19 protein-coding genes and 1 pseudogene are annotated in these 20657 nt (G+C 72.6%); 14 read left to right on the top strand and 6 right to left on the bottom strand.

The window, feature by feature from the left end; all coding sequences use genetic code 11:
- Positions 1–209: 209 nt before the first annotated feature.
- Positions 210–409, bottom strand: a pseudogene (locus OG594_RS20900) (hypothetical protein); the annotation flags it as partial.
- Between the two features lie 105 nt (positions 410–514).
- On the opposite strand from OG594_RS20900, the gene OG594_RS20895 reads away from it, so the two are divergent.
- The 3 genes from OG594_RS20895 (at position 515) to OG594_RS20885 (ending at position 6124) form a co-directional block, all read left to right on the top strand.
- Positions 515–1120 (top strand): TetR/AcrR family transcriptional regulator, encoded by a 606-nt coding sequence (locus OG594_RS20895; protein WP_266601122.1) that lies wholly within the window; start codon positions 515–517, stop codon positions 1118–1120.
- A 259-nt stretch (positions 1121–1379) separates the two neighbouring features.
- Positions 1380–3062 carry a cellulose synthase catalytic subunit gene (locus OG594_RS20890; RefSeq protein WP_266601120.1) on the top strand — a complete coding sequence of 561 codons (1683 nt, stop codon included), beginning with the start codon at positions 1380–1382 and terminating at the stop codon, positions 3060–3062.
- A 14-nt stretch (positions 3063–3076) separates the two neighbouring features.
- On the top strand, positions 3077–6124 hold the full coding sequence (locus tag OG594_RS20885) for an acyltransferase family protein (RefSeq protein ID WP_266601118.1): 3048 nt from the start codon (positions 3077–3079) through the stop codon (positions 6122–6124).
- 132 nt (positions 6125–6256) lie between these two features.
- Here OG594_RS20885 and OG594_RS20880 read toward each other — a convergent pair whose 3' ends face one another.
- The gene (locus OG594_RS20880) at positions 6257–6682 is read right to left on the bottom strand and encodes a subtilase-type protease inhibitor (RefSeq protein ID WP_266601116.1); all 426 of its coding nucleotides are present in this window, start codon (positions 6680–6682) and stop codon (positions 6257–6259) included.
- Positions 6683–7079: 397 nt separating this feature from the next.
- Here OG594_RS20880 and OG594_RS20875 point away from each other — a divergent pair, with 397 nt between their 5' ends.
- Both OG594_RS20875 and OG594_RS20870 read left to right on the top strand, forming a co-directional pair.
- A complete protein-coding gene (locus OG594_RS20875; RefSeq protein ID WP_266601115.1) occupies positions 7080–8255 on the top strand; it encodes an alpha/beta hydrolase in 1176 nt (391 codons plus the stop codon).
- Between the two features lie 127 nt (positions 8256–8382).
- Entirely contained in the window at positions 8383–9222 is an 840-nt protein-coding gene (locus OG594_RS20870) for a class I SAM-dependent methyltransferase (RefSeq protein ID WP_266601113.1), read from the top strand.
- A 3-nt stretch (positions 9223–9225) separates the two neighbouring features.
- Here the strand turns inward: OG594_RS20870 and OG594_RS20865 are convergent, their stop codons facing one another.
- Both OG594_RS20865 and OG594_RS20860 read right to left on the bottom strand, forming a co-directional pair.
- Positions 9226–10197 (bottom strand): YafY family protein, encoded by a 972-nt coding sequence (locus OG594_RS20865; protein WP_266601111.1) that lies wholly within the window; start codon positions 10195–10197, stop codon positions 9226–9228.
- A gap of 120 nt (positions 10198–10317) precedes the next feature.
- Positions 10318–10785 (bottom strand): DUF5959 family protein, encoded by a 468-nt coding sequence (locus OG594_RS20860; protein ID WP_266601109.1) that lies wholly within the window; start codon positions 10783–10785, stop codon positions 10318–10320.
- 83 nt (positions 10786–10868) lie between these two features.
- Here OG594_RS20860 and OG594_RS20855 point away from each other — a divergent pair, with 83 nt between their 5' ends.
- Positions 10869–11594 carry a DUF2625 domain-containing protein gene (locus tag OG594_RS20855; RefSeq protein WP_266601107.1) on the top strand — a complete coding sequence of 242 codons (726 nt, stop codon included), beginning with the start codon at positions 10869–10871 and terminating at the stop codon, positions 11592–11594.
- A gap of 12 nt (positions 11595–11606) precedes the next feature.
- On the opposite strand, the gene OG594_RS20850 is transcribed toward OG594_RS20855, so the two are convergent.
- Complete coding sequence (locus OG594_RS20850) at positions 11607–12188, bottom strand: GNAT family N-acetyltransferase (protein ID WP_266601105.1); 582 nt, start codon at positions 12186–12188, stop codon at positions 11607–11609.
- A 349-nt stretch (positions 12189–12537) separates the two neighbouring features.
- Between OG594_RS20850 and OG594_RS20845 the strand changes: the two genes are divergently transcribed.
- The 6 genes from OG594_RS20845 (at position 12538) to OG594_RS20820 (ending at position 18167) form a co-directional block, all read left to right on the top strand.
- Positions 12538–13185 (top strand): hypothetical protein, encoded by a 648-nt coding sequence (locus OG594_RS20845; RefSeq protein WP_266601103.1) that lies wholly within the window; start codon positions 12538–12540, stop codon positions 13183–13185.
- A gap of 178 nt (positions 13186–13363) precedes the next feature.
- Positions 13364–13996, top strand: coding sequence for an isochorismatase family protein (locus OG594_RS20840; RefSeq protein ID WP_266601101.1), 633 nt, complete (start codon positions 13364–13366; stop codon positions 13994–13996).
- 23 nt (positions 13997–14019) lie between these two features.
- Entirely contained in the window at positions 14020–14973 is a 954-nt protein-coding gene (gene argB, locus OG594_RS20835; RefSeq protein ID WP_266601099.1) for an acetylglutamate kinase, read from the top strand.
- Positions 14974–15184: 211 nt separating this feature from the next.
- On the top strand, positions 15185–16582 hold the full coding sequence (locus tag OG594_RS20830) for a lysine N(6)-hydroxylase/L-ornithine N(5)-oxygenase family protein (protein ID WP_266601097.1): 1398 nt from the start codon (positions 15185–15187) through the stop codon (positions 16580–16582).
- Positions 16583–16588: 6 nt separating this feature from the next.
- Complete coding sequence (locus tag OG594_RS20825; protein ID WP_266601095.1) at positions 16589–17911, top strand: condensation domain-containing protein; 1323 nt, start codon at positions 16589–16591, stop codon at positions 17909–17911.
- Positions 17912–17960: 49 nt separating this feature from the next.
- Positions 17961–18167 (top strand): MbtH family protein, encoded by a 207-nt coding sequence (locus OG594_RS20820; protein ID WP_266601093.1) that lies wholly within the window; start codon positions 17961–17963, stop codon positions 18165–18167.
- Positions 18168–18282: 115 nt separating this feature from the next.
- On the opposite strand, the gene OG594_RS20815 is transcribed toward OG594_RS20820, so the two are convergent.
- Positions 18283–18783, bottom strand: a complete 501-nt coding sequence (locus OG594_RS20815) for a GNAT family N-acetyltransferase (RefSeq protein WP_266601091.1) — start codon at positions 18781–18783, stop codon at positions 18283–18285.
- A 224-nt stretch (positions 18784–19007) separates the two neighbouring features.
- Between OG594_RS20815 and OG594_RS20810 the strand changes: the two genes are divergently transcribed.
- Together OG594_RS20810 and entS are read left to right on the top strand one after the other, a co-directional pair.
- Entirely contained in the window at positions 19008–19247 is a 240-nt protein-coding gene (locus tag OG594_RS20810; protein WP_266601089.1) for a phosphopantetheine-binding protein, read from the top strand.
- Between the two features lie 37 nt (positions 19248–19284).
- On the top strand, positions 19285–20628 hold the full coding sequence (gene entS / locus OG594_RS20805; protein ID WP_266601087.1) for an enterobactin transporter EntS: 1344 nt from the start codon (positions 19285–19287) through the stop codon (positions 20626–20628).
- Positions 20629–20657: the final 29 nt, after the last annotated feature.

Genomic DNA, 20657 nt, shown 5'->3' with positions numbered 1-20657 from the left:
AGCCCGTACGCCTCGTACGTCCTGCGCCCCTCGTGTTCCTGGTGCGTCGCGTTCTCGTTGTCATGAATCCCCCCGGATCACGTCACGTGGAAGCCGAATCGCAGGGAGACATCCTTGCCCCACCGGACCGGGATGAACAGCGACGATCCGGACAAGCGGCGCGTCACTTCCGGACCTGTCCACGGACTCCGGGAGCACCGGGCCTGGAACACCGCACGGAGCTCGGGAGCGACGATCACCGGCTGCTCCAGCCACTCGGCGAGGCGGGGGCGCCACGCCGTGGGGGCGGCTCGCGTCGGACGCTGCGGCCCGGGTCCCCGGGGGTGTCGAGAGCGTAGACGGGGCGCTCGGCGCTGAGGGCGAGGGTGTTGGGGTGCCACGGGGCGGAGCAGCCCCCGAACCGTGCACCCGTTCTTCGCGATACGACCGTATCGCATAGCTGGTACGGCGGTACCATAAAGAGGTCCGGAACGGCCGGATGCGAACCCGCCACCAACAGTCGGAGGCCCGGCACATGCCGAAGCGCGTGGACCACGAGGAACGACGGGCCCAGATCGCCGAGGCGCTCATCCAGGTGGCCGGACGGCGCGGCCTGCACGCCGTGGGCATGCGCGACGTCGCGGCGGAGGCGGGCGTATCGCTGCGACTCGTGCAGTACTACTTCGAGACCAAGGAGAAACTGCTCTTCTACGGACTCCAGCACCTCACGGACCGCTTCACCGCACGCGTGGGCGAGCGCCTGCGCGCCGTCGGCCCGAACCCGGGCCCGCGCGCGACCATCGAGGCGCTGCTGCTGGCCTCCCTCCCCACCGACGAGGAGGGCCGCACCTTCCACCTCCTCTACAGCTCGTACTCGATCCTGTCCGTGACCGACGAGGCGCTCGCCGCCCAGCCGTTCATCGACAACCCCGACGCCGCGGAGAACGCCATCGCCGGCCTGCTCCAGCAGGCGCAGGAGAGCGGCCTGGCCGATCCGGACGCCGACGCGCGCATCGAGGCGATCAGCCTGCTCGCCATGACGGCGACCATGGGCACGAGCATCCTGGTGGGCCAGCGGAAGCCCGAGTCGGCCGTCGCGGTGCTCCACCACCACCTCGATCGGATCTTCACCACGGCCTGACCCCCACCCCACCCCCCGATCCGCGACGGCCCGGCCGCTCCGGCGAGTTCCAGGACTGTTCACCCCCACGTGACCCGCACCTTCCCGGACCCACCGGGCACGGCCGGTCGAATGGCGACCCAAGAGGTCTGGACCACTGAAGTCACGCCAATCCGTGGCGCATTGGCTCCGGTGCCACACTCTCGCAACGACTGGTCTATACCTTTGGCACTAGGATGGGTCACCTGAAACGGGTACATGCACAGCCGTGGGGGGCTTTATGACCTTTCATCATCTTCCACAACCACCGTCCGACGAAGAGCTCTACTGGTACTTCGGTCCGCAGCGCCGCTGGGTCCTCGTCAGCACCTCGCTCGCCTTCGTGTTCACGGCGGCGACCATGTTCGCCTTCGCCCTGCGGACACCGGCCCTGTGGGCGTTCCTGGCCGTCCTCGGCCTCAACCTCGTCGCCCTCGTCCTGTCCTGCGTCAACAGCCTGCGCCAGCGCCGGCTCACCCGGCGGTCGCACGAGGTGCTCATCCGGGCCTGGCGGCCCGCGACCTTACCGGACGTCGATCTGTACCTGCCCACCTGCGGCGAACCGCTCGACGTCCTGGGCAACGCCTACCGCGCGGTCGCGGCCGCCGACTGGCCCGGCGCGCTGACCGTCTGGATCCTGGACGACGCCGACCGGCCGGAAGTCGCCGCGCTGGCCGCCTCGTACGGCTACGCGTACGTCGTACGGCCCGACCGGGGGCACCTGAAGAAGGCCGGCAACCTCAACCACGCGCTCTCCCTGAGCAGCGCCGAGTTCATCGCGATCCTGGACGCGGACTTCGCCCCGCGGCCCGACTTCCTGCGCCACCTCGTGCCCTACCTGGCCGACCCGGCCGTCGGCATCGTGCAGAGCCCGCAGTGCTTCGACACCGACGAGACCATGGGGTGGATCCAGCGGGCCGCCGGCTCCGCGCAGGAATGGTTCTTCCGCTGGATCCAGCCGTCCCGGGATGCGAGCGACGCCGCCATCTGCTGCGGCAGCAACGCCGTGTACCGGCGCAGCGCGATCGATCTGGCCGGCGGCTTCGCCCGGCTCGACCACAGCGAGGACCTGTACACCGGCCTCGCCCTGCACGAGCAGGGGTTCCGCACCCTGTACGTACCGGTGCTGGTCGCCAAGGGCACCTCGCCCGACCGGATCACCTCCTTCGTCAACCAGCAGTACCGGTGGGCGATGGGCAACCTCCATCTGCTCGGCACGCCCGTGCTGCGGCGGATGCGGGCGCCCTGGCGGATGCGGCTGTGCTTCTACGAGGGCATCGTCGGCTATCTGACCACCGCCGTGAACACCTTCGCGGCGCCGTTGCCACCGCTGGTGATGATGTTCTGGTTCCCGGACCACATCCGGCCCTGGCACGTACTGCCCCTGCTCGCCCCGCTGTGGCTGTGGCACGTGCTGCTGCCGCGGATCAGCCGCACCCGCTGGCGGGTGGAAGTCATCCGGGCGAACGTCCTGACCAGCGTGGCCGCCGCGACCGCGTTCGTGCACACGCTGCGGGGGCGCACCGCCGCCTGGGTGCCCACCGGCGCGCGGAGTGCGGGGGCTCCGGGCGGGATGGCCCGCCGGGTGGTGGCCGTCTCGCTCGTCTGGCTCGTCCTCTCCAACGGCGCCGCGGCCACCGGTCTCGCGCTGGCCGTGGCCCGGGGCGGCTGGGAGCCCAACTGGGGGCTGCTCCTCTACCTCCTGGTGCAGTGCCAGATCAACGTCCCGCTGATCCGGGACCTGGTGGCCGAGCTGTACCCGGAGGCGGGGCCGGTGCGCGCCCGGGTGCGGGCCGCGCTGCGCTCGCGCGGCGGCGTGCTGCCGCGCCGCTGGCCCGAGACCGTCGCCGCTTCCGCGGTCCTCCTACTGACCGGCCTGCTGGCATCGGGGTGGGTCGACCCGATGCTTCCCTGGCTGAGTTGAAAGGCACCATCCGCATGTCCTTCCTCGTCACACCCGGCCGGCACCGGCCCCGCGGGAGCGCTGCTCCTGGGGCCGGAGAGCTGCCGTCCGGCTCCCGCTCCGGCAACGAGTCCGGGCCGAGCCCGCACCGGTCCGCCTTCCGACCCGACATCGAGGGCTTGCGCGCGATCGCCGTCCTCGCGGTGCTCGCCTTCCACGCCGGGCTCCCCTGGGCGACCGGCGGTTTCGTCGGCGTGGACGTCTTCTTCGTCATCTCCGGCTACCTCATCACCGGCCTGCTGGTCCGGGAGGCGATCACCACCGGCCGGATCCGGCTCGGTGACTTCTTCTCCCGGCGGGCCCGGCGGCTGCTGCCCTCCGCCGCCGTGGTGCTCGCCGCGGTGGCCCTCGCCGGCGCCTGGCTGACCGTACCGCTGCGCCGCACCGACGTGGAGCACGACGTCGTCGCGGCGGCCCTGTCCTTCGCCAACTGGCGGTTCGTGGCGCAGCGGACCGACTACCTCGCCGCCGGGCACGACCAGAGCCCGCTGCTGCACTTCTGGTCCCTCGCCGTCGAGGAGCAGTTCTACCTGCTCTGGGCCCCGCTGCTGGCGGTGCTGGTGCTGTGCGCGGCCCGGGCGGTCCGCCGGGGCCGGGCCGTACGGCTCCTCGTGGTGCTGGCCGCCGTCCCGCTCACCCTGGCCTCGTTCGCGCTGGCGGTGTACTGGAGCGAGCACTCCGTATCGCTCGCGTACCTCGGAACTCCCTCTCGGGTCTGGCAGTTCGGCGTCGGGGCGCTGCTCGCCCTGCTGCCCTGGCACCTGATGCGCGGGCCGCGCCCGCTGCGGCTGCTGTGCGGCTGGTCGGGGGCCGCGGCGATCGGCTGGTGCGTCGTGTCGTACGACGCGGGGACCCCATACCCCGGTTGGGCGGCGCTCGTGCCGACCCTGGCCACCGCCGCCGTGATCCTCGCCGCGATACCCGGCCGGGGCGAACGGCACGCACAAGGGCCGTGGGACGTGGGGCGGCTGCTGGCGGGGCGGGCGCCCCGGGCCGTCGGGCGGCTCTCCTACACCCTGTACCTGTGGCACTGGCCGGTGCTCGTCCTCGCCGAGGCCCGGCTCGGTGCGCTCGGCTGGCCCGCGAAGACCGCGCTGACCCTGGCGGCCGTACTGCCCGCCCTCGCCACCATGCGCTGGGTCGAGCAGCCGCTGCGCCGCAGCCGTACGGTCTGCGAACTCCCCCGCCGCGGACTGTCGGTGGGCGTGTCGGCGATCGTGCTGCCGGTGGTCCTCGCGCTGGTGGTGGGGACGACCACGCTGCGCGTGCTGGGTCCGGCCGGCCCGGTGGACACCCAGGGGCTGCCCCCGGGCGCCGCCTCGGGCCCCACCCTGCTCGCCCACACGGCCGGTACGCCGCTCGTCGACGGGCCGGTGGTGCCCAGTCCCGCCCAGGCACGGGGGGACTTCCCGCCGGACGGGGCCTGCGAGGTCGCCCCGGCCGAGACGCGCAGCCCGGACTGCCTGTTCGGCGCGGTGGACAGCCCGGACCGGATCGTGCTGCTGGGCGACTCGCACGCCGGGCAGTGGTTCTCCCCGATGCTGGCACTGGCCTCGCAGCGGGGCTGGGCGCTGCAGGAGCTGGTGAAGCAGGGCTGCCCGCTGCCGGAGCTGGCGGTGGACAGCCCGCAGCTCGGGCGTGCCTACCGGGAGTGCGACACCTGGCGGGCGGACTCCCTGGAGCGGCTCCGGCAGCAGCCGAAGCCGCGCCTCATCGTGATCTCTTCGCTCAACCGGTACACGGACGACGCGAAGCTGCTGGCCGAGGCCTGGGAGAAGACGCTGACGCCGCTCCGGGCCCTGGGGGCGCCGATCGTCTACGTCGAGGACACGCCCGTACCCGGCCGGGACATCCCGGCCTGCGTGTCCGGCAGTCCGGGATCGCCGGCCGACTGCGCGTTCAGCCGCGCGGACGCCCAGCTGCCGGATCCGCTGGCGAGGCGGATCGCGTCCGGAGCCCTGCCCGGCGTACGCAGCGTCGGCGTGAACCAGGTCCTGTGCCCGGGCGACGGGCCGACCTGCCCGGCCGTGCTCGACCGGATCCTGCTCTACCGGGACGACGCCCACCTGACCAACGCGGCGGCGGTGGTCCTGACCAACCGGCTGGAGCGGCTGCTCACGGAGGCCGGGTCGCTGCCCGCAGCGGGTGGAGCGGCGCCGGGGCCGGCGCCGGGGACGGCAGCAGGGGCGGCGCCGGGGGCGGACGGGTGGACGCGGCTGCTGCGCGACGACTTCGACGGCCCGGCGGGCACCCCTCCGTCCGCCGCCGACTGGATCCACGACATCGGCACCTGCTACCCGGGCTGCCCCGCACCGCAATGGGGCACCGGCGAGATCGAGACCATGACCGACTCGACCGAGAACGTCCGCCTCGACGGGAAGGGCGCGCTGGAGATCGTGCCCACCCGCAAGGACGGGCGGTGGAGTTCGGGGCGGATCGAGACGCGGCGCTCCGACTTCGCGCCCCCGCCCGGCGGGGTCCTGCGGATCGAGGCGTCGATCGCCCTGCCGGACGTGACCGGGGAGAGGGCGGCGGGATACTGGCCGGCCTTCTGGACCTTGGGGGCACCGCTGCGTGACGGCTACACGGGGTGGCCGGGCGTCGGGGAGCTCGACGTCATGGAGTCCGTGAACGGGCGGGACACCGTCTTCGCCGCGATGCACTGCGGTGTCCTGGACGGCGGCCCGTGTCAGGAGCCCGCCGGCCTGACGTCCGGTCCGCAGCCGTGCGCCGGCTGCCGGACGGCGTTCCACTCGTACGCCGTCGAAGTCGATCTCGCACCCGGCGCGCAGGAGGTGCGCTGGTACCTGGACGGGCGCGCGTACCACCGGGTGACCGCCGACCGGATGGACCCCGGGACGTGGAAGGCGGCCGTGGACCACGGCCTGTTCCTGATCCTCAACGTGGCGATCGGTGGCGGCATGCCGCTCGCCGACGGCGCGAGCGCGGGCCCGGCCACCGAGCCGGGCCGTGCGATGCGGGTGGACCACGTCACCGTCTCCACCCGGGAGCGGACCGCGTAGACGCCTAGGGGTGCGGACCTGTGGCGGGGGGAGCGCCTCGCTCCGGGCCGGTCGACGGTCCGTGAGCGGGGCGCGCTCCACGGGAAACCCGGAGCACGCCCGGCGCCTGCGCGGCACAGGTCCGACGCGGGATCAGAACGCGAAGACGGCGTTCCCGTTGAGGGTCGCGGACATCACGCAGGTGTTGGAGAAGGTGTGCTTCCAGGCGACGCGGCTGCCCTTCCACACGCCGTCGGCGGTGACGGTGACCGGGGCGTAGTGCATCGGGCAGGCGCGGTCCGGGTTCGGTGAGGCCAGCAGGCGGTCCAGCGCTCCGCCGGTGGAGTTGAGGGCGGCGCAGGCGGCCTGCGGGTCCGGGTGGGTACCCTGCGCGGTCGGGGCGCAGCTGAGGGTGGAGGCCCGGACGATGGTCGAGGTGGCTACGTCGTCGCCCTGCGCGACGGTGAACACCAGGGCGGACGGGGCGTACAGGCTGGAGGGTTGGGCGGCTGCCATGCCGGTGGCGCCGACCAGACAGAGGAGCGTGGCGGCGGAGGCAGCTGCGATGCGGTGGCGCACGACAAAACTCTCTTTCGATTCGAAGGTTGAACGCGATATTTGGTTTCGATATCGCGTCGTTGCGGCTTCAGACTGTCTGACGTGAAGCCGCGCCGCACATCGATGACCGATTTACGGACAGTGCGTCCGCATATCGGCGAACGACGGGCCGTTCGGGCAGCTCACAGGGGTCGCCCCCGCTCCACCGCCACGCCCCGGCGCCGGCCGCGCCGCCCGCGACGTGCGGCCCCACCCCTCCCTGACCTGCTGCCGGCCGCGCACGGTTCACCCGACGGCCACTCAGCTTGACCGGATGTGCACGCTCGAGCCCCGAGAGCACCGCGCCCGGGCGGTCCAACTCCACGACATCTCAATAAAGTTAGGTAAGCCTTGCCTAAAAATGACTTACGATGCCGGCATGAAGAAGATCATCCGCGTGCTGACGGCGGTGGCGACCGGTCTGGTCCTCACCGCGCCCGGCACGCTCGCCACGCCCGCCGCGGCCGCGGCCCCGCCCGCCCCGGCCGGCGTCTCCCGACTGGAACTCCCGCGCCCCACCGGCGGCTTCGCCGTGGGACGCGACACCCTCCACCTCGTGGACCGGGAGCGCAAGGACCCCTGGGTTCCCACGGCCGACCGGGAATTACTCCTGTCGCTCTACTACCCGGCGCTCGCGCACACCGGACGTCCCGCTCCCTACATGAGCGCTCCCGAGGCCAAGGCGCTGCTGACCGACCGGGGGCAGCTGGGTGAGTACGTCACCCCCGAACGCGTCGCGGCCACCCGCACGAACGCGCGGACGGACGCGCTGCCCCGGCCCGCCGCGAACCGCTACCCGCTGATCGTGCTCTCCCCCGGCTTCACCATGCCCCGCTCCTCGCTGACCACCCTGGCGGAGGACCTCGCCAGCCGCGGGTACGTCGTCGCGACGGTGGACCACGCGTACGAGTCGGACGGCACCGTCTTCCCCGGCGGCCGGATGCTCACCTGCAAGGCGTGCGAGCAGGTGTTCCCCGACGGGTCGCTGCACCGGGTCTCCGACGGCCGGGCCCGTGACGTCCCGTTCGTCCTGGACCGGTTGACCGGCTCGCACCCGGCGTGGCGGTACTCCTGGCTGATCGATCCCCGGCACATCGGCATGGCCGGGCATTCGATCGGCGGTGCGGCCGCATCGGCCACCATGGCCGTCGACCCGCGCGTGGACGCCGGGGTCAACATGGACGGCACCTTCTTCACACCCGTACCCCAGTCCGGTCTCGGCGGGCGGCCCTTCCTGATGCTCGCCAGTGACCCCGCCCTGCTGCCGCCCGACTTCCCCGACACCTCCTGGGAGGACACCTGGCCCCGGCTGGACGGCTGGAAGCGCTGGCTGACCGTCACGGGGGCCGGACATCCCGGTTTCACCGACTGGCCCGTCCTGGGCGACCAGGTCGGGTACCCGCACCCGGAGACACCGCTGTCGGGCACCCGCTCGCAGCAGATCACCCGGGCGTACGTCGGCGACTTCTTCGACCTGCACCTGCGCGGGAAGCCGGCGCCGCGCCTGGACGGTCCGGCGGCGGCCGACCCGGAGGTCGTGTTCCACCGCAGCTGACGCCGTGCACGGGGGCGCCCACCCGTTCCGGGCGCCCCCGTACCCGCCCCGATCCTCACCGTTCCACGTCGAACCCGTCGATCCAGTCGATCCAGTCGAACCGAGTCGAACCGAGGAGTCCACGCGCATGTCGAACACCTCCGAGGGCGGCGGCGCCGCCCATGGCCTGAGCGGTGTGGCCATGACCCTGCTGACCCCCCTCTACGGCCGCGCCCACGCGGCCGAGCTCCTCCCGGGCACGGCGTTCCGCGACCCGGCGGCCGCCTCCGTACTGGCCTCGACCGGATACCGCGCGCCCGAGGTGCTGACCGATCGGAGCAATGCCCTCGGCTCGGTCCACCGGGCCATCGTCTTCGACGAGTTGACCGCCGCCTTCTGCCGGGCCCACCCCGATGCGGTGGTCGTCTCGGTGGGCATCGGCCTCGACACCCGCGCCGAGCGGCTCGCGGGCGCCTTGCCCGCCTCCGTCACCTGGCTCGGCGTCGACGTGCCCGAAGTCGTACGGTTGCGGGCGGAGCTGCTGCCGAGGGACCACTCCCGCGTGTTCGCCGCCTCGATCACCGAACCCGACTGGGCGGAGCAGCTGTTGCCCCTCGTCGGGGCGCGGCGCGACGTACTGGTCCTGGCCGAGGGCGTCCTGATGTACCTGGACCCGGCCGGCCTGAAGGCCTTCCTCACCTCCTGCCGGTCCGCCTTTCCCACCGCGGAGCTGGTGGCGGACTTCTTCCACCCGAAGGTCGCGCTCAGCGGCCGGCACCCCATCGTCAAGGCGACGGGAGCGCAGTTCCGCTCCGGTGTCCGGGGCGGCCGCGGGCTCGCCGCCGTGGCACCCGGCTGGGAGTGGATCGGTGACCACCGGGTGATGGAGCGCATCAGCATCGGCCACCGCGCGGCCGCGGGTCTGTTCCGCCTGCTGGCCCTCGGCGCCCCGGCCTACTCCGCGGCCCGACTGCGCGCCACGCGGTAGCGCTCAGTACGGGTCTGCGTAGCGGGCGGCGAGGGCGGCGGCACGGTCGCGCAGGGAGGCGCGCAACGACGGCGGGGTCAGGGCTTCCGCGTCCGTGCCGAGCTGCCACAGCGCCCATTCGGCGTGTCGTGAATCCTGGAAGGTCAGCTCCAGCCGCAACCGGCCGTCCGGGTCGGGTTCTTCCGCGCGGACGGCCACCGCGGTGTCCAGCAGGTCCTCCCGCCTCGCCGGGTTCACCCGGACCAGCACGGTGATGTGGTCGTCGCTCAGGAACTGCGCGGCGCGTTCCCGCCAGATCCGGTCCAGATCGACCCGGTCCGGCCGCTGGGCGGCTTCGGGGAGTTCCTCGGCGGCCAGGACCCGGGACAGCCGGTAGGTACGGTCCGCGCCGGATCGCGTGGCCAGCAGGTAGACCCGGTCGCGTACGGTGACCAGGCCGATCGGGTCCACCGTGCGCCACTGCGGGGGCCGGCCGGTGGCCGCGTAGTGGATGCGCAGCTTGTGTCCGGCGAGCACCGCGCGCCGGACCTCGATCATGGTGGTGCCGGGTACCTCGTCCGCGACCAGCCGGCGTGAGAGCAGGTCGGTCTCGGGTTCCACGAGAAAACGCCGCGCCGCGTCGCTCGCGGTGGCCCGGTGGCTTTCGGGCAGCGCGTCGACCACCTTGCGCATGGCCGAAGCGAGCGCCGAGCCGAGGCCGAACGCCCGCTCGCCGCGCCCCGATCCGGCGGCCAGCAGGGCCAGGGCCTCGTCGTGGTTGAGTCCGGTGAGCTCCGTACGGAAACCGGGCAACAACGCGAAACCGCCGTACCGCCCGCGTTCGGCGTAGACCGGGACGCCGGCCGCCGACAGTGCCTCGATGTCGCGCAGCACGGTGCGGGTGGACACCTGCAGCTCGCGGGCCAGCGTGTCCGCGGTCAACCGACCGCGCTGGCGCAGCAGCAGCACCAGTGAGACCAGCCGATCGGCGCGCATACGGGAACCGTAACGGAATACCTGACCGAGGGTGTCGCGAGGGGTGGGGCACCGACCACCACGCTGCTCGAGGGGACCGCCGTCGCCTGATCCGACCGGCGCGGGGGTCTGCGCCGCGGCTCAACCCCTGCGCCGGGAGCTCCACTCGTAGGTGGTGCCCGTTCCGACGACCTCGCTGGGCCAGGTCGCTCGAACCCGGTCAAGTCGCTGGTGGTGGTCCTGGATCCACGTCTCCTGTGGCGCGATCCCCAGCGCGACGCTCAGGCGGTCGGGGTCCTGGACCATCAGCGACACGTCGCGGTCCTCGTGCACGAAGAAGTCGACGCTCGGCCCGCGGTCGCCACCGATGGTTGCGCCTTTGCCCGGGGCGAGCCGGGTCAGGTCGTGCTGCCAGGCGTCGAGGTCCTGCTGGCGCAGGTGGAGCTCGAGCCTGACGTCGACGAAGCTCGCGGAAACCACGAGATCGGCGCGCAACACGTCGTGGCCGGTCAGCACTCCGGGCTGGTAGCGGCCGGTCACGCGGACGACGCAGCGGTTGCCGTCCGCGTCTCCCACGTCGATCAGGTTCACGGGGGCCGGTTCGGTCACTGCTGGTCTCGCTCTCTCGTGGGGCACGGGCCGGGGCCCGGCCCGATGGCCGAGGTCGGGCGGGCTGCTGCGATCATCCTCGGATGCGAGGAATCGACGAGTTGGCCGAGGTGGACGATCCGGCTTGGCCTGAGCTCCAGGGGATGCTCACCGAAAGTTCCGTGCCCGTGCAGGTGCTTCCCGTCGACTTCGACGAGGGGCGCCGGTGCCTCGTGCAGATGCAGGTCACCGCACGGTCGACGCTCGGTGCACTCGCGTTGAACACGGGCGGGCTGCTCTTGGACGACGGATGGGTGCGGGTGTTCGGCGGAGGTTCGGCCCTCGACGGCGGCCTGCCGAGCCTGGGGCGGGTCAACGGCTTTCCCACGGCTTTCGATCCCGCTTGGAATCCCGGGACCGGACTCGTCGTGGGGCACGATGCCCTCGGCGGGGTCTTCGCACTGAACGGCCGTGATCCTGCGGCTTCGGGCCGCCCGGGGGCGCCTGGGGAGATGGCCTACTTCGCTCCCGACACGCTCGCGTGGGAGGTGCTGGAGATGGGCCACTCCGTGTGGGTGTCCTGGCTGCTCTCGGGCGACCTCGAGACGTTCTATGAAGGGTTGCGCTGGCCCGGTTGGCGGGAGGAGGCCACCGCCCTCGCCCTCTCGCAGGGGATCACCGTCTACCCGTTCCTGTGGTCCGAGGAGGCCCGTGCGGATCTCGCGGCCACGAGTCGGCAGGCCGTGCCGATGCGCGAGGTCCTCGGGGCGGCGGCCGACTTCGCCCGGCAGATGGGGCCGGCCGATCCCGGAGCTCTCGGCTACGTGTGAGGCCACCTCGGATCAGGGCCTGCGTGGCCGTACGGGGTCCTGGTCCGGCAGCGGACCGCTGCGCCCCGGCCGCACGCCGAACCACTGCTCGGCGCCGTACTCCTCGAACCTCTCCACCTCGGTGAAACCCAGCTTCGCCGCGAGGCGCATCGCGCGGTCATTGGCGGTCTGGGTACAGAGGACGACCGGCTCGCCCGGATGCGCGTTGGCGAACCAGTCGAGAGCCGCCGCGCACGCCTCGGCGGCGTACCCGTGGCCCCACGCCTCGGGGAGGAACATGTAGCCGAGTTCGGTCTCCCCGGCCTCCGGGCGGACGTGCCCCTGGCGCTCAGGGCCGCGCCGATCGAGCGTGATCATGCCGATCATCGCTCCGTCGACGGCGACCACGAAGAAGCCGGGGCGCCGCCCGGGCACCTCGGGCACCGCGCGTTCGAGCTCGGCCCGCGGTCGCGGGCCGCCGACGTAGGTGCCCACCTCCGGCGATGCGAACAGCTCGATGAACGCCGCACGGTCCTGGGCCTCGGACCGGCGCAGCACGAGCCGTTCGGTCTCGATCGGGGCGGGTGGCCAGGTGACGGCTCCGGCTTCAGTCATGCAGGGCAACCTATCGCAAAGGCGTACGAGTGGTCCGGGGGAACGGCCCGGCAGTCACCGTGGGCGGGCCTCTCCGGTCCGGCGATCCGCGGCCGCGGCCTTTGGCCGGTTGCAGCCTCTTATCGGGTGAGACCGCCGATTCGCGCACCGTCGCCGGTGGTCTGCGGCACACTGTTCGGCCATGAGTGATGCACGCACCGGCCGACGAAGCCGGTTCACCGTTCAACTTCCGCATGGTCCGACCGGGTTGGGACGGGGTCGGCGCCCCGGGAATCCCACGACTGCGGTCGCACATCTCCCCTTGCACTCCACAATTAGGTTAGGCTTACCTAAGAGTGGGGGTGCGGGGATGCAGGACAACGCGCGAGACCAAGCGCAGCAGGACGAGTGGGCCGACGAGGTACTGGCCTGGATAGGCTCCCAGGAGGAGATGGACCGGGCATTGCGCGACGCACTGCGCCGCACGCCCAGCCAACGGGAGGAAACGATCGCCCGGATGGCGGACGCCCTCCGCGGGGCGGCCCAGGGGCTGACCATCCCCGGGTGCGCGGCGGCGGCCGGCGTCCCCGAGCGAATCCTGTGCGAGTGGCTGGAGATCGACGCCAGCTTCGCCGCGGCGCTCCGCGCCGCGCACGCACTGGCCGAGGCGCACGGGCTGAACCCGGGCGCGACGCCCACCCCGGCCGCGTTACAGCTGATGCTGAACGCGATCCGCAAAGGGGCTGCCTGGCCGGCCGCGGCGACCCTCGTGGGCATCTCCGTGCGCGGGTTCAACCGCCTGCGCGCCGAGGCGCCACCGGTGGGGGCCCTGATCGCGGCGGCCCAGCGGGCGCGCTCGATGCAGGCCGGTGCGGGTCGGCGGCGCAGACCTCCCAAGGCGGCGAGCCGGCGGGTCGGGTACCGGATCGTGCAGCTCGACGACCCGCTCCTGTCCCCGGACAGCCAACCGGACGACCCCTCGGGCGGGTTGAGCGACCGCGCGTCACGCCGGGACTGAACGCCCGATCGCACGAGGAACGAACTCGAAGGGCGTCTCTCACCCCGTACCCGAGGAACTTAGGTTAGGCTAAGCTAACTACCAGATGAAGGGCGGGGCATCTCCGCCCCTCGTCGAGCTCCGCGCGCCCGTTCACCACCGGCGCTCCGCGCAGCGCCGGTGACAAGGAGATCCAGCCGTGGGCCCTGTGACCATCGACCCATATCCCATGCCCACCCAGGACCTCGTGCCGCGCTCCGTGGCACCTTGGTCCATCGACCCCGACCGGGCCGCCCTGTTGATACACAACATGCAGAACCATCTGCTGCGGCCCTTCCCCCGCGATCACTCACCCCTCGTGGACCTGATCGGCAACATCACCGACCTGCGCAGGTCCGCACGACGGCTCGGCCTCCCGGTCGTCTTCAGCGCCGTACCGACGGGCGAACGACCCGAACAGCGGGGCCTCGCAGCCGAGATGGAAGCCGAACCGGCGGCGGACCGAGACGTGTCGATCACCGAGGAACTGACCCCCCGCCGGGGGGAGCACGTGATCACCAACGCACGGCACAACGCCTTCCTGCGCAGCCACTTGGAGCGCATCCTGCGCACCACGGGCCGGGACCAGCTGATCCTGTGCGGGGTGTTCGCCCACGCGGGCGTGCTGCTCACCGCGGCGGACGCGTTCATGAACGACATCCAGCCGTTCGTCGTCGCCGACGCGGTGGCGGACACCTCCGCCGAGGAGCACGCGCTGGCCCTGCGCTGGACGGCCGCACGGGGCGCCGTCGTACACACCACCACGACCCTCATCGACGAACTGGAAGCCTGAATGACGACCGCACACCCCACCCCATGAGCGGACAGGCGGCGCCACGGGCGCGCACGCTCATCGAGGCCCTGCCATGGCTGGAGCGGTTCCAAGGACGCACGGTCGTGGTCAAGTTCGGCGGCAACGCCATGGTGAACGAGGAGCTCAAGGCGGCCTTCGCCCAGGACGTCGTCTCCCTGCGCTACGCGGGGCTCCGGCCGGTCGTCGTGCACGGCGGCGGCCCCCAGATCAGCGCGATGCTCGAACAGCTCGCGCTGGAGGTCCGGTTCGCGGCGGGGCTACGGGTGACGACCCCCGCGGTGATGGAAGTCGTCCGCATGGTGCTGGCCGGGCAGGTCCAACGGGACATCGTCGGACTGATCAACCGTCACGGAGCCTTCGCCGTGGGGATGACCGGCGAGGACGCCCGCACCCTGTCCGCCGTCCGGCGGCCGGCCGTCGTGGACGGCGCCGAGGTGGACATCGGCCTGGTGGGCGACATCGTGCACGTCGCCCCCGACACCGTACGGGGGCTCCTCGAGCGCGGTCGCATCCCCGTGATCTCCCCCATCGCCCGGGGAGCGCACGACGACAACGTCTACAACATCAACGCGGACCTCGCGGCCGCCGCCCTCGCCGAAGCCCTGGACGCCGAGAAGCTGGTGATGCTCACCGACGTCGCGGGCCTCTACGCGGACTGGCCGCACAGCACGGAGGTCATCGACCGGCTCACGGCCGGTGAGCTGGCGGAACTGTTGCCCTCGATGGCGGGCGGCATGGTGCCCAAGATGGAGGGCTGCCTGCGTGCGGTGCGCTCCGGGGTGCGGATGGCGCACGTACTGGACGGCAGGGTTCCGCACGCCCTGGTCCTGGAGGTCTTCGCCGACGAGCACACCGGCACCACGGTCGTGCCCGACGGCCCGTCCGACGGCCCGCCGGACGGGTCGCCGGACGGTTCGCCTCAGGTTTCGCCGCGCGGGGAGCACCTCCCCCACTGAACCGGGGGAGGGTCGACCTGCCCCGGCCCTCTCCCACCCCACCCCGGAGCCGCTACGGCTCCGGGGCCTTCCGCGTGCCCAACTCTGCTGGTAGTAAACCGGTTTGGTGCGGATCGAGGCGGTCGCGGTCCAACTTGACAGCTTCCGGCCCGTCAGAGATGTTAGGCCAGCCTTACCTAACCAAATAGGGTAGGACCGAGGAAGGATGGGCATGTCCGCACCGCACGCGAGCTCCACACCCGGGGACGCTCTCCCGGACATCAGGGACCTGGTGGGCATCGGCTTCGGGCCGGCCAACCTGGCCCTGGCGATAGCGATCCGGGAGCACAACGGCCGACGCGCCCCCGGTGAGGCGATCCGGGCCTCGTTCATCGAGCGCCAGGACGACTTCGGATGGCACCAGGGCATGCTCCTCGAAGGGGCCACCATGCAGGTCTCCTTCCTGAAGGACCTGGTGACGATGCGCAATCCGGGAAGCTCCTTCAGCTTCCTGCACTACCTGCAGGACCGGGACCGGCTGGCCGACTTCATCAACCAGAAGTCCTTCTTCCCCACCCGCCTCGAATTCCACGACTACTTCCGCTGGTGCGCCGCCCCCTTCAGCGGGCTGGTCGACTACGCCACCGAGGCCGTCGAGGTACGCCCGGCAGGTCCGGACGGCGCCGCGGACCTGCTGGACGTCATCACCCGGCCCGCGTCCGGCACCGGGCCGCAGCGCGCCACCCGCACCCGCAACCTCGTACTCGGGACCGGGCTGCGCCCCCGCGTCCCGGACGGGATCAGCACCGGACCGCACGTCTGGCACAACCGCGACCTGCTGCACCGCGCACCGCAACTGACGGCCCGCCCCCATCGCCGGTTCGTCGTCGTCGGCGCCGGACAGTCCGCCGCCGAGACCGCCGACCACCTGCACCGCACGTTCCCGGACGCCGAGGTCTGCGCCGTGTTCACCCGGTACGGGTACAGCCCGGCCGACGACAGCCCGTTCGCCAACCGGATCTTCGACCCGGCCGCCGTCGACGAGTTCTTCAGCGCCCCGGAGGAGGTCAAGCAGCAGCTCATCGGCTACCACGCCAACACCAACTACGCGGTGGTGGACGGCGAACTGATCGAGCAGCTGTACCGGACCGTCTACCAGGAGAAGGTCGCCGGCACCGAACGGCTGCGCATACTGAACGCGACCGCCCTGACCGCCGTGGAGGAACTCCCCGACGGGGCACGGGCCGTGGTGCGCTCCCTCACCACGGGAGAGACCCTCGCCCTCGATTGCGACGCGGTGGTGCTGGCCACCGGTTACCGACCCACCGAGCCGGCCGAGTTGCTCGGCGACCTGGCCGAGGAGTGCCTCACGGACGGACGGGGCAGGCTGCGGGTGGGCCGCGACCACCGGGTGGAGACCACCGACCGCGTCCGGGCCGGCATCTACGTCCAGGGCGCGGCCGCCGAGCACACCCACGGCATCACCGCCTCCCTGCTGTCCACGCTGGCCGTGCGCTCGGGCGAGATCTGCGACTCCCTGCTGCTGCGCGTCGCCGAGCGCGAGGTGCGGGCCGCACTGGCGACCAGGGCGGCGGCCGTCGCCGACGGCGTCCCCGCCCAGCGGGGCTGAGCGGCCGTGCCGCGCACCGATCCCCCGGCGGCGGCCGGGCCGGCCGGACTCACGGCGGCGCAGGCGCACGTCCTGGCGGCGCAGAGCGCGGATCCCTCGTACGCCGGCCACAACGTGGGCCAGTACATCGAGCTCGTGGGCCCGCTCGACACGGCGGCGCTCGACGAGGCCGTGCTGCGCACCCTCGACGAGGCTCCTTGGCTCCGCTCGCGGCTGATGACTCGGGGCGGCCTGCCGCGCCTGGACACCTCCGCGGCGGCCGACCCGGTGGGCGCTGCCGTCGGCCTGGTCCGCGGCCAGCTCGCCTGTCCGCCCCGGCCCGAGCTGCTCACCGCCCCGGCGGGCACCGGCCTCGCGCCCGACCTCACCGGCGCCCTGCTGGTCAGGGTCGGCCCCGAACACCACCTGCTGGTGCAGTACTTCCACCTGCTGGCGGTCGACGGGTACGGGGTGGCGCTGCTGAGCCGGCGGATCGCCGAGGTCTACACGGCCCTGGTGCACGGCCGCCCGCCCGGCCCCACTCCCTTCGCGCCGGTCTCCGTACTGACCGACGCGGACCGCGCCTACACCGGCTCCGCGGCGCAGGCCGCGGACCGGCGGTACTGGACGGGGCGGTACGCCGACCGCCCCGCTCCCGCCTCCCCCGCCGGACGGGCGGCACCGGCACAGGACACCGCGCGGCGGCACACCGTGCACCTCGACGCGGTGGACAGCGCGGCCGTCCGGGCCACCGCCCGTTCCGCGCGCGTCACCTGGGCCGAGGTCGTGCTCGCCGCGACCGCGGTGCGGGTGACCGCGCAGGTCGGCGCGCGCGAGGCGGTCCTCGCCGTGTACGCGGCGGCGCGGACCGCCCCCGGGACGCTACGGGTGCCCGCGACGGCCGTGAACGTCCTGCCGGTGCGGCTGCCCGTGCGGGGGGCGGACACCTTCCGGTCGCTGCTGGGCACGGCGGCCGGCGAGCTGACGCTGCTCCGCCGCCACCAGCGGCTGCGCAGCGAGGAACTGGCGCGCGAGGTGTGGCCGGAGTACGGGGGCGGCCGCGTCCCCGGGCCGCTGGTCAACCTGCGGCCGTTCGAGACGGAGCTGGACTTCGGCGCGATCCGCGGCCGGGTCGTCAGCCTCGCCTCGGGGCCGGTCGACGACCTGTCGGTGTCCGCCGCGGCGGGCCCCGACGGGCGGCTGCGCCTGGACTTCGACGCGAACCCGGCACTCTACGAGGAGGCCGAACCCGCCAGGTTCGCCCGCCTGTTCACCGAGGACCTGGCGGCGCTCTGCCGCGCCCCCGACGTACCGATCGCCTCCCTGCAGGCTTCCCCCGTCCACCACTGACCCCCTTCCCGAACCGACCGTCCCGGTCATCACCCAAAGGAGAGACACCATGGCCACCAACCCCTTCGAGGACGACGACGCCCGCTACTTCGTGCTCGTGAACGCCGAGAACCAGCACTCGCTCTGGCCCGCCTTCGCGGAGGTTCCCGCGGGCTGGACCGTCGTGCACGGCGAGGACAGCCGGGAGGGCTGCGCCGCGTACACGGAGACGCACTGGACCGACATGCGGCCCGCCAGCCTGGTCGCCAAGAGCTGATCCCGGGGGCCACCCGGCCCCCGTGGTCCACGCGCGGGGCCGGACCGGAGCACGTGCTCCGGTCCGGCCCCGGTCGTGTGCGGACCGTAGGGGTGCCTCGCCACCCCGCCAGGGTTCACAGCCTCCTGGAGAGCACCTCCGAGCCGCGTGCGGGGTCCAGCGCCCCGGCCCAGGCGGCGGGCGCCCGTCCCGGGCCGGCCGGCACGAAGCCGTGCCGGCCGAAGAAGGCTGCGCCACTCGTGGTCGCGGTGAAGACCTCCCGTACGAGGCGGCTCCGGGCGTCGGCGAGCGCGGCGCGCAGCAACGCGGCGCCCAGCCCCTGGCCCTGGTTCCCCCGGGCGACGCAGAAGTTGTAGAGCACTGCGACCCCCTCCCCCTCGTCGCTCAGGGCGAGGCAGCCCAGGACCGCGGTGCGACCGCGACGGGTCGCGAGGAGGAACTCCCCGGCGTGCGCCAGGTAGTGGTCGATGCTGCGGTGCCGCAGGGCACCGGAGCGGATGAAGGCCAGTGAGAGGGCGTGCAGGGCGGGGGCGTCGTGCAGACGCGCCCGCCGGACCAGCGGCGGGAGACCGTCCGTGCCGTACAGCGGGGGACGGGGGGTGGCGGCAGCAATCACGAACTTAGGTTAGCCTTCCCTAAATTGACCCGCAATTCGCCTCTCGACCCAACACATCACACCCAGAGGCCAGTTCATCAAAGCGGCAGTCACGACATCACCGCACCCGGCTTGACGTGCACCTTCGCGTTTAATTAGGTAAGCCTTACCTAATGGAACGCTGACGTACTGCCGTCGTTCCGCCCTTCCGCCCTTCCGTCGATCCCCGAGGAGAGAGTCCCTCCATGTCCGCTTCCCCGCCCTTCACGCTCGACCGGCTGGTCCGAGACGTCGCCGACGTGCTCTACACGGAGCCCGCCGACGTCTCCCTGGAAGAGGACCTGCTGGACCAGGGCCTCGACTCGATCCGGCTGATGTCGCTCGTCGAGAAATGGCGGGCCGAAGGCGCCCGCATCAGCTTCGTGGACCTCGCCGAACGACCGACCCTGCGCCAGTGGGCCGAGCTGCTCACCGCAGCCCCCTGATCCCCCTCCCCCACACCTGCCCGCCCCGGAGCCTGCCGTGCCTCTGCGTGACTTCGTCATAGACATCGAACCCCTGCGCACCAGCAGGGACTTCCGCGCCATCTTCATCGCCCGCGTGGTGTCCCTGTTCGGCCTCGGCATGGCGACGGTGGCCCTGTCCGCCCAGGTGTACGGACTGACCCGGTCCACCTTCAACGTCGCCGTCGCCAGCATGATCATGAGCGTCACCGTGCTGCTCGGTTCGCTCTGGGGCGGCGTCATGGCCGACCGGACCGACCGCCGGCGGCTGATCGTGTGCGCCCGCGGCGCCGCCGCCCTCGCCTTCGCCGGCCTCGCCGTGAACGCGATGCTGCCGGACCCGACCCTGTGGGGCATCTACGTGTGCGTCGCTTGGGACGGCCTGGCCACGGGCGTCAGCGTGACGGCCCTGATGGCCGTCGCCCCGACGCTCGTGCGCCCCGACCAACTCCCGGCCGCGGGCGCCCTCATCTCGCTGACCGGTGAGATCGGCTCCATCAGCGCGCCCTTCCTGGGCGGCTTGCTCCTCGCCGTGTGGGGGCCCGGCCCGGTCTTCGCCTTCACCGCCGTCACCACGGCCGTCACCACCCTCCTGATCTCCCGGATCCGGCCCCTGCCCCCGGTCAAGGGCGACGAGGACGACGAGGACGAATACGGCGCCGACAGCGGATCGCTGCTGGTCGCCTTCAAGTACGCCGTGCGCAACCGCGTCGTCGGCGGCCTGCTCACCCTCGGCGGCGTGATGGCCCTCTTCAACCTCCCGGTCGTGCTCTTCCCCGAGATGGTCGACCGTCAGTTCCACGGCGGCGAGGTCATGCTCGGCCTCCTCTACACCGCCCCCGCCGTCGGCGCGGTCGCCGTCTCCGCCACGAGCGGATGGCTGACCCGGGCCGCCCGGCCCGGCCGGCTGCTGATCATCGCGGCCTTCACCGGCGGTCTGTCCGCCGTGGGCTTCGGCCTCAGCGGCGACATCTGGGTCGCCTTCGCGCTGCTCGCCGTGGGCGGCGCCGCCGGCACGGTGTACGAGATCCTCGAGTACGCGCTCGTCCAGCACAGCACCCCCGACCGGCTGCGCGGCCGCATCGTCAGCGTCATCACCACGCAGGGCACCACCGGAGGCGTCGTCGGCGACGTCGAGGTCGCCGCCCTCGCCCGTTGGTTCAGCCCCGGCGGGGCGGCCGTCGTCAACGGCGCGATCTGCGCCGTGGCCGCCGTCGCCGTGGCGATCGCCGTGCCCGGCCTGCGCAGGGCCACCCTCCCCCGCGAGGAGCGGGACGCCGAGGACGGCCGCGACGACGGGCCCGGACCCGGCCCCGACACCGCCGGTCTGAAGCCCGCAGCACCCGCAGCACCCGCCGTCTAACGGGTCTCCCCCGCCCGCCCGCAGGCCCC

Source organism: Streptomyces sp. NBC_01214 (genome assembly GCF_026340975.1).
GTDB lineage: Bacteria > Actinomycetota > Actinomycetes > Streptomycetales > Streptomycetaceae > Streptomyces.
The sequence above is the reverse complement of the archived record's forward strand: the minus strand, read 5'-3'. Positions and strand labels throughout refer to the sequence as shown.

Bases quoted from the DNA above. Each gene is read 5' to 3' on its own strand.
- OG594_RS20820 (WP_266601093.1), top strand. From the start codon at position 17,961: ATGGCCACCAACCCCTTCGAGGACGACGACGCCCGCTACTTCGTGCTC.
- OG594_RS20870 (WP_266601113.1), top strand. From the start codon at position 8,383: ATGTCGAACACCTCCGAGGGCGGCGGCGCCGCCCATGGCCTGAGCGGT.
- OG594_RS20875 (WP_266601115.1), top strand. From the start codon at position 7,080: ATGAAGAAGATCATCCGCGTGCTGACGGCGGTGGCGACCGGTCTGGTC.
- OG594_RS20810 (WP_266601089.1), top strand. From the start codon at position 19,008: ATGTCCGCTTCCCCGCCCTTCACGCTCGACCGGCTGGTCCGAGACGTC.
- argB (WP_266601099.1), top strand. From the start codon at position 14,020: ATGAGCGGACAGGCGGCGCCACGGGCGCGCACGCTCATCGAGGCCCTG.
- OG594_RS20865 (WP_266601111.1), bottom strand. From the start codon at position 10,197: ATGCGCGCCGATCGGCTGGTCTCACTGGTGCTGCTGCTGCGCCAGCGC.
- OG594_RS20890 (WP_266601120.1), top strand. From the start codon at position 1,380: ATGACCTTTCATCATCTTCCACAACCACCGTCCGACGAAGAGCTCTAC.
- OG594_RS20830 (WP_266601097.1), top strand. From the start codon at position 15,185: ATGTCCGCACCGCACGCGAGCTCCACACCCGGGGACGCTCTCCCGGAC.
- OG594_RS20885 (WP_266601118.1), top strand. From the start codon at position 3,077: ATGTCCTTCCTCGTCACACCCGGCCGGCACCGGCCCCGCGGGAGCGCT.
- OG594_RS20845 (WP_266601103.1), top strand. From the start codon at position 12,538: ATGCAGGACAACGCGCGAGACCAAGCGCAGCAGGACGAGTGGGCCGAC.
- OG594_RS20850 (WP_266601105.1), bottom strand. From the start codon at position 12,188: ATGACTGAAGCCGGAGCCGTCACCTGGCCACCCGCCCCGATCGAGACC.
- OG594_RS20855 (WP_266601107.1), top strand. From the start codon at position 10,869: ATGCGAGGAATCGACGAGTTGGCCGAGGTGGACGATCCGGCTTGGCCT.
- OG594_RS20895 (WP_266601122.1), top strand. From the start codon at position 515: ATGCCGAAGCGCGTGGACCACGAGGAACGACGGGCCCAGATCGCCGAG.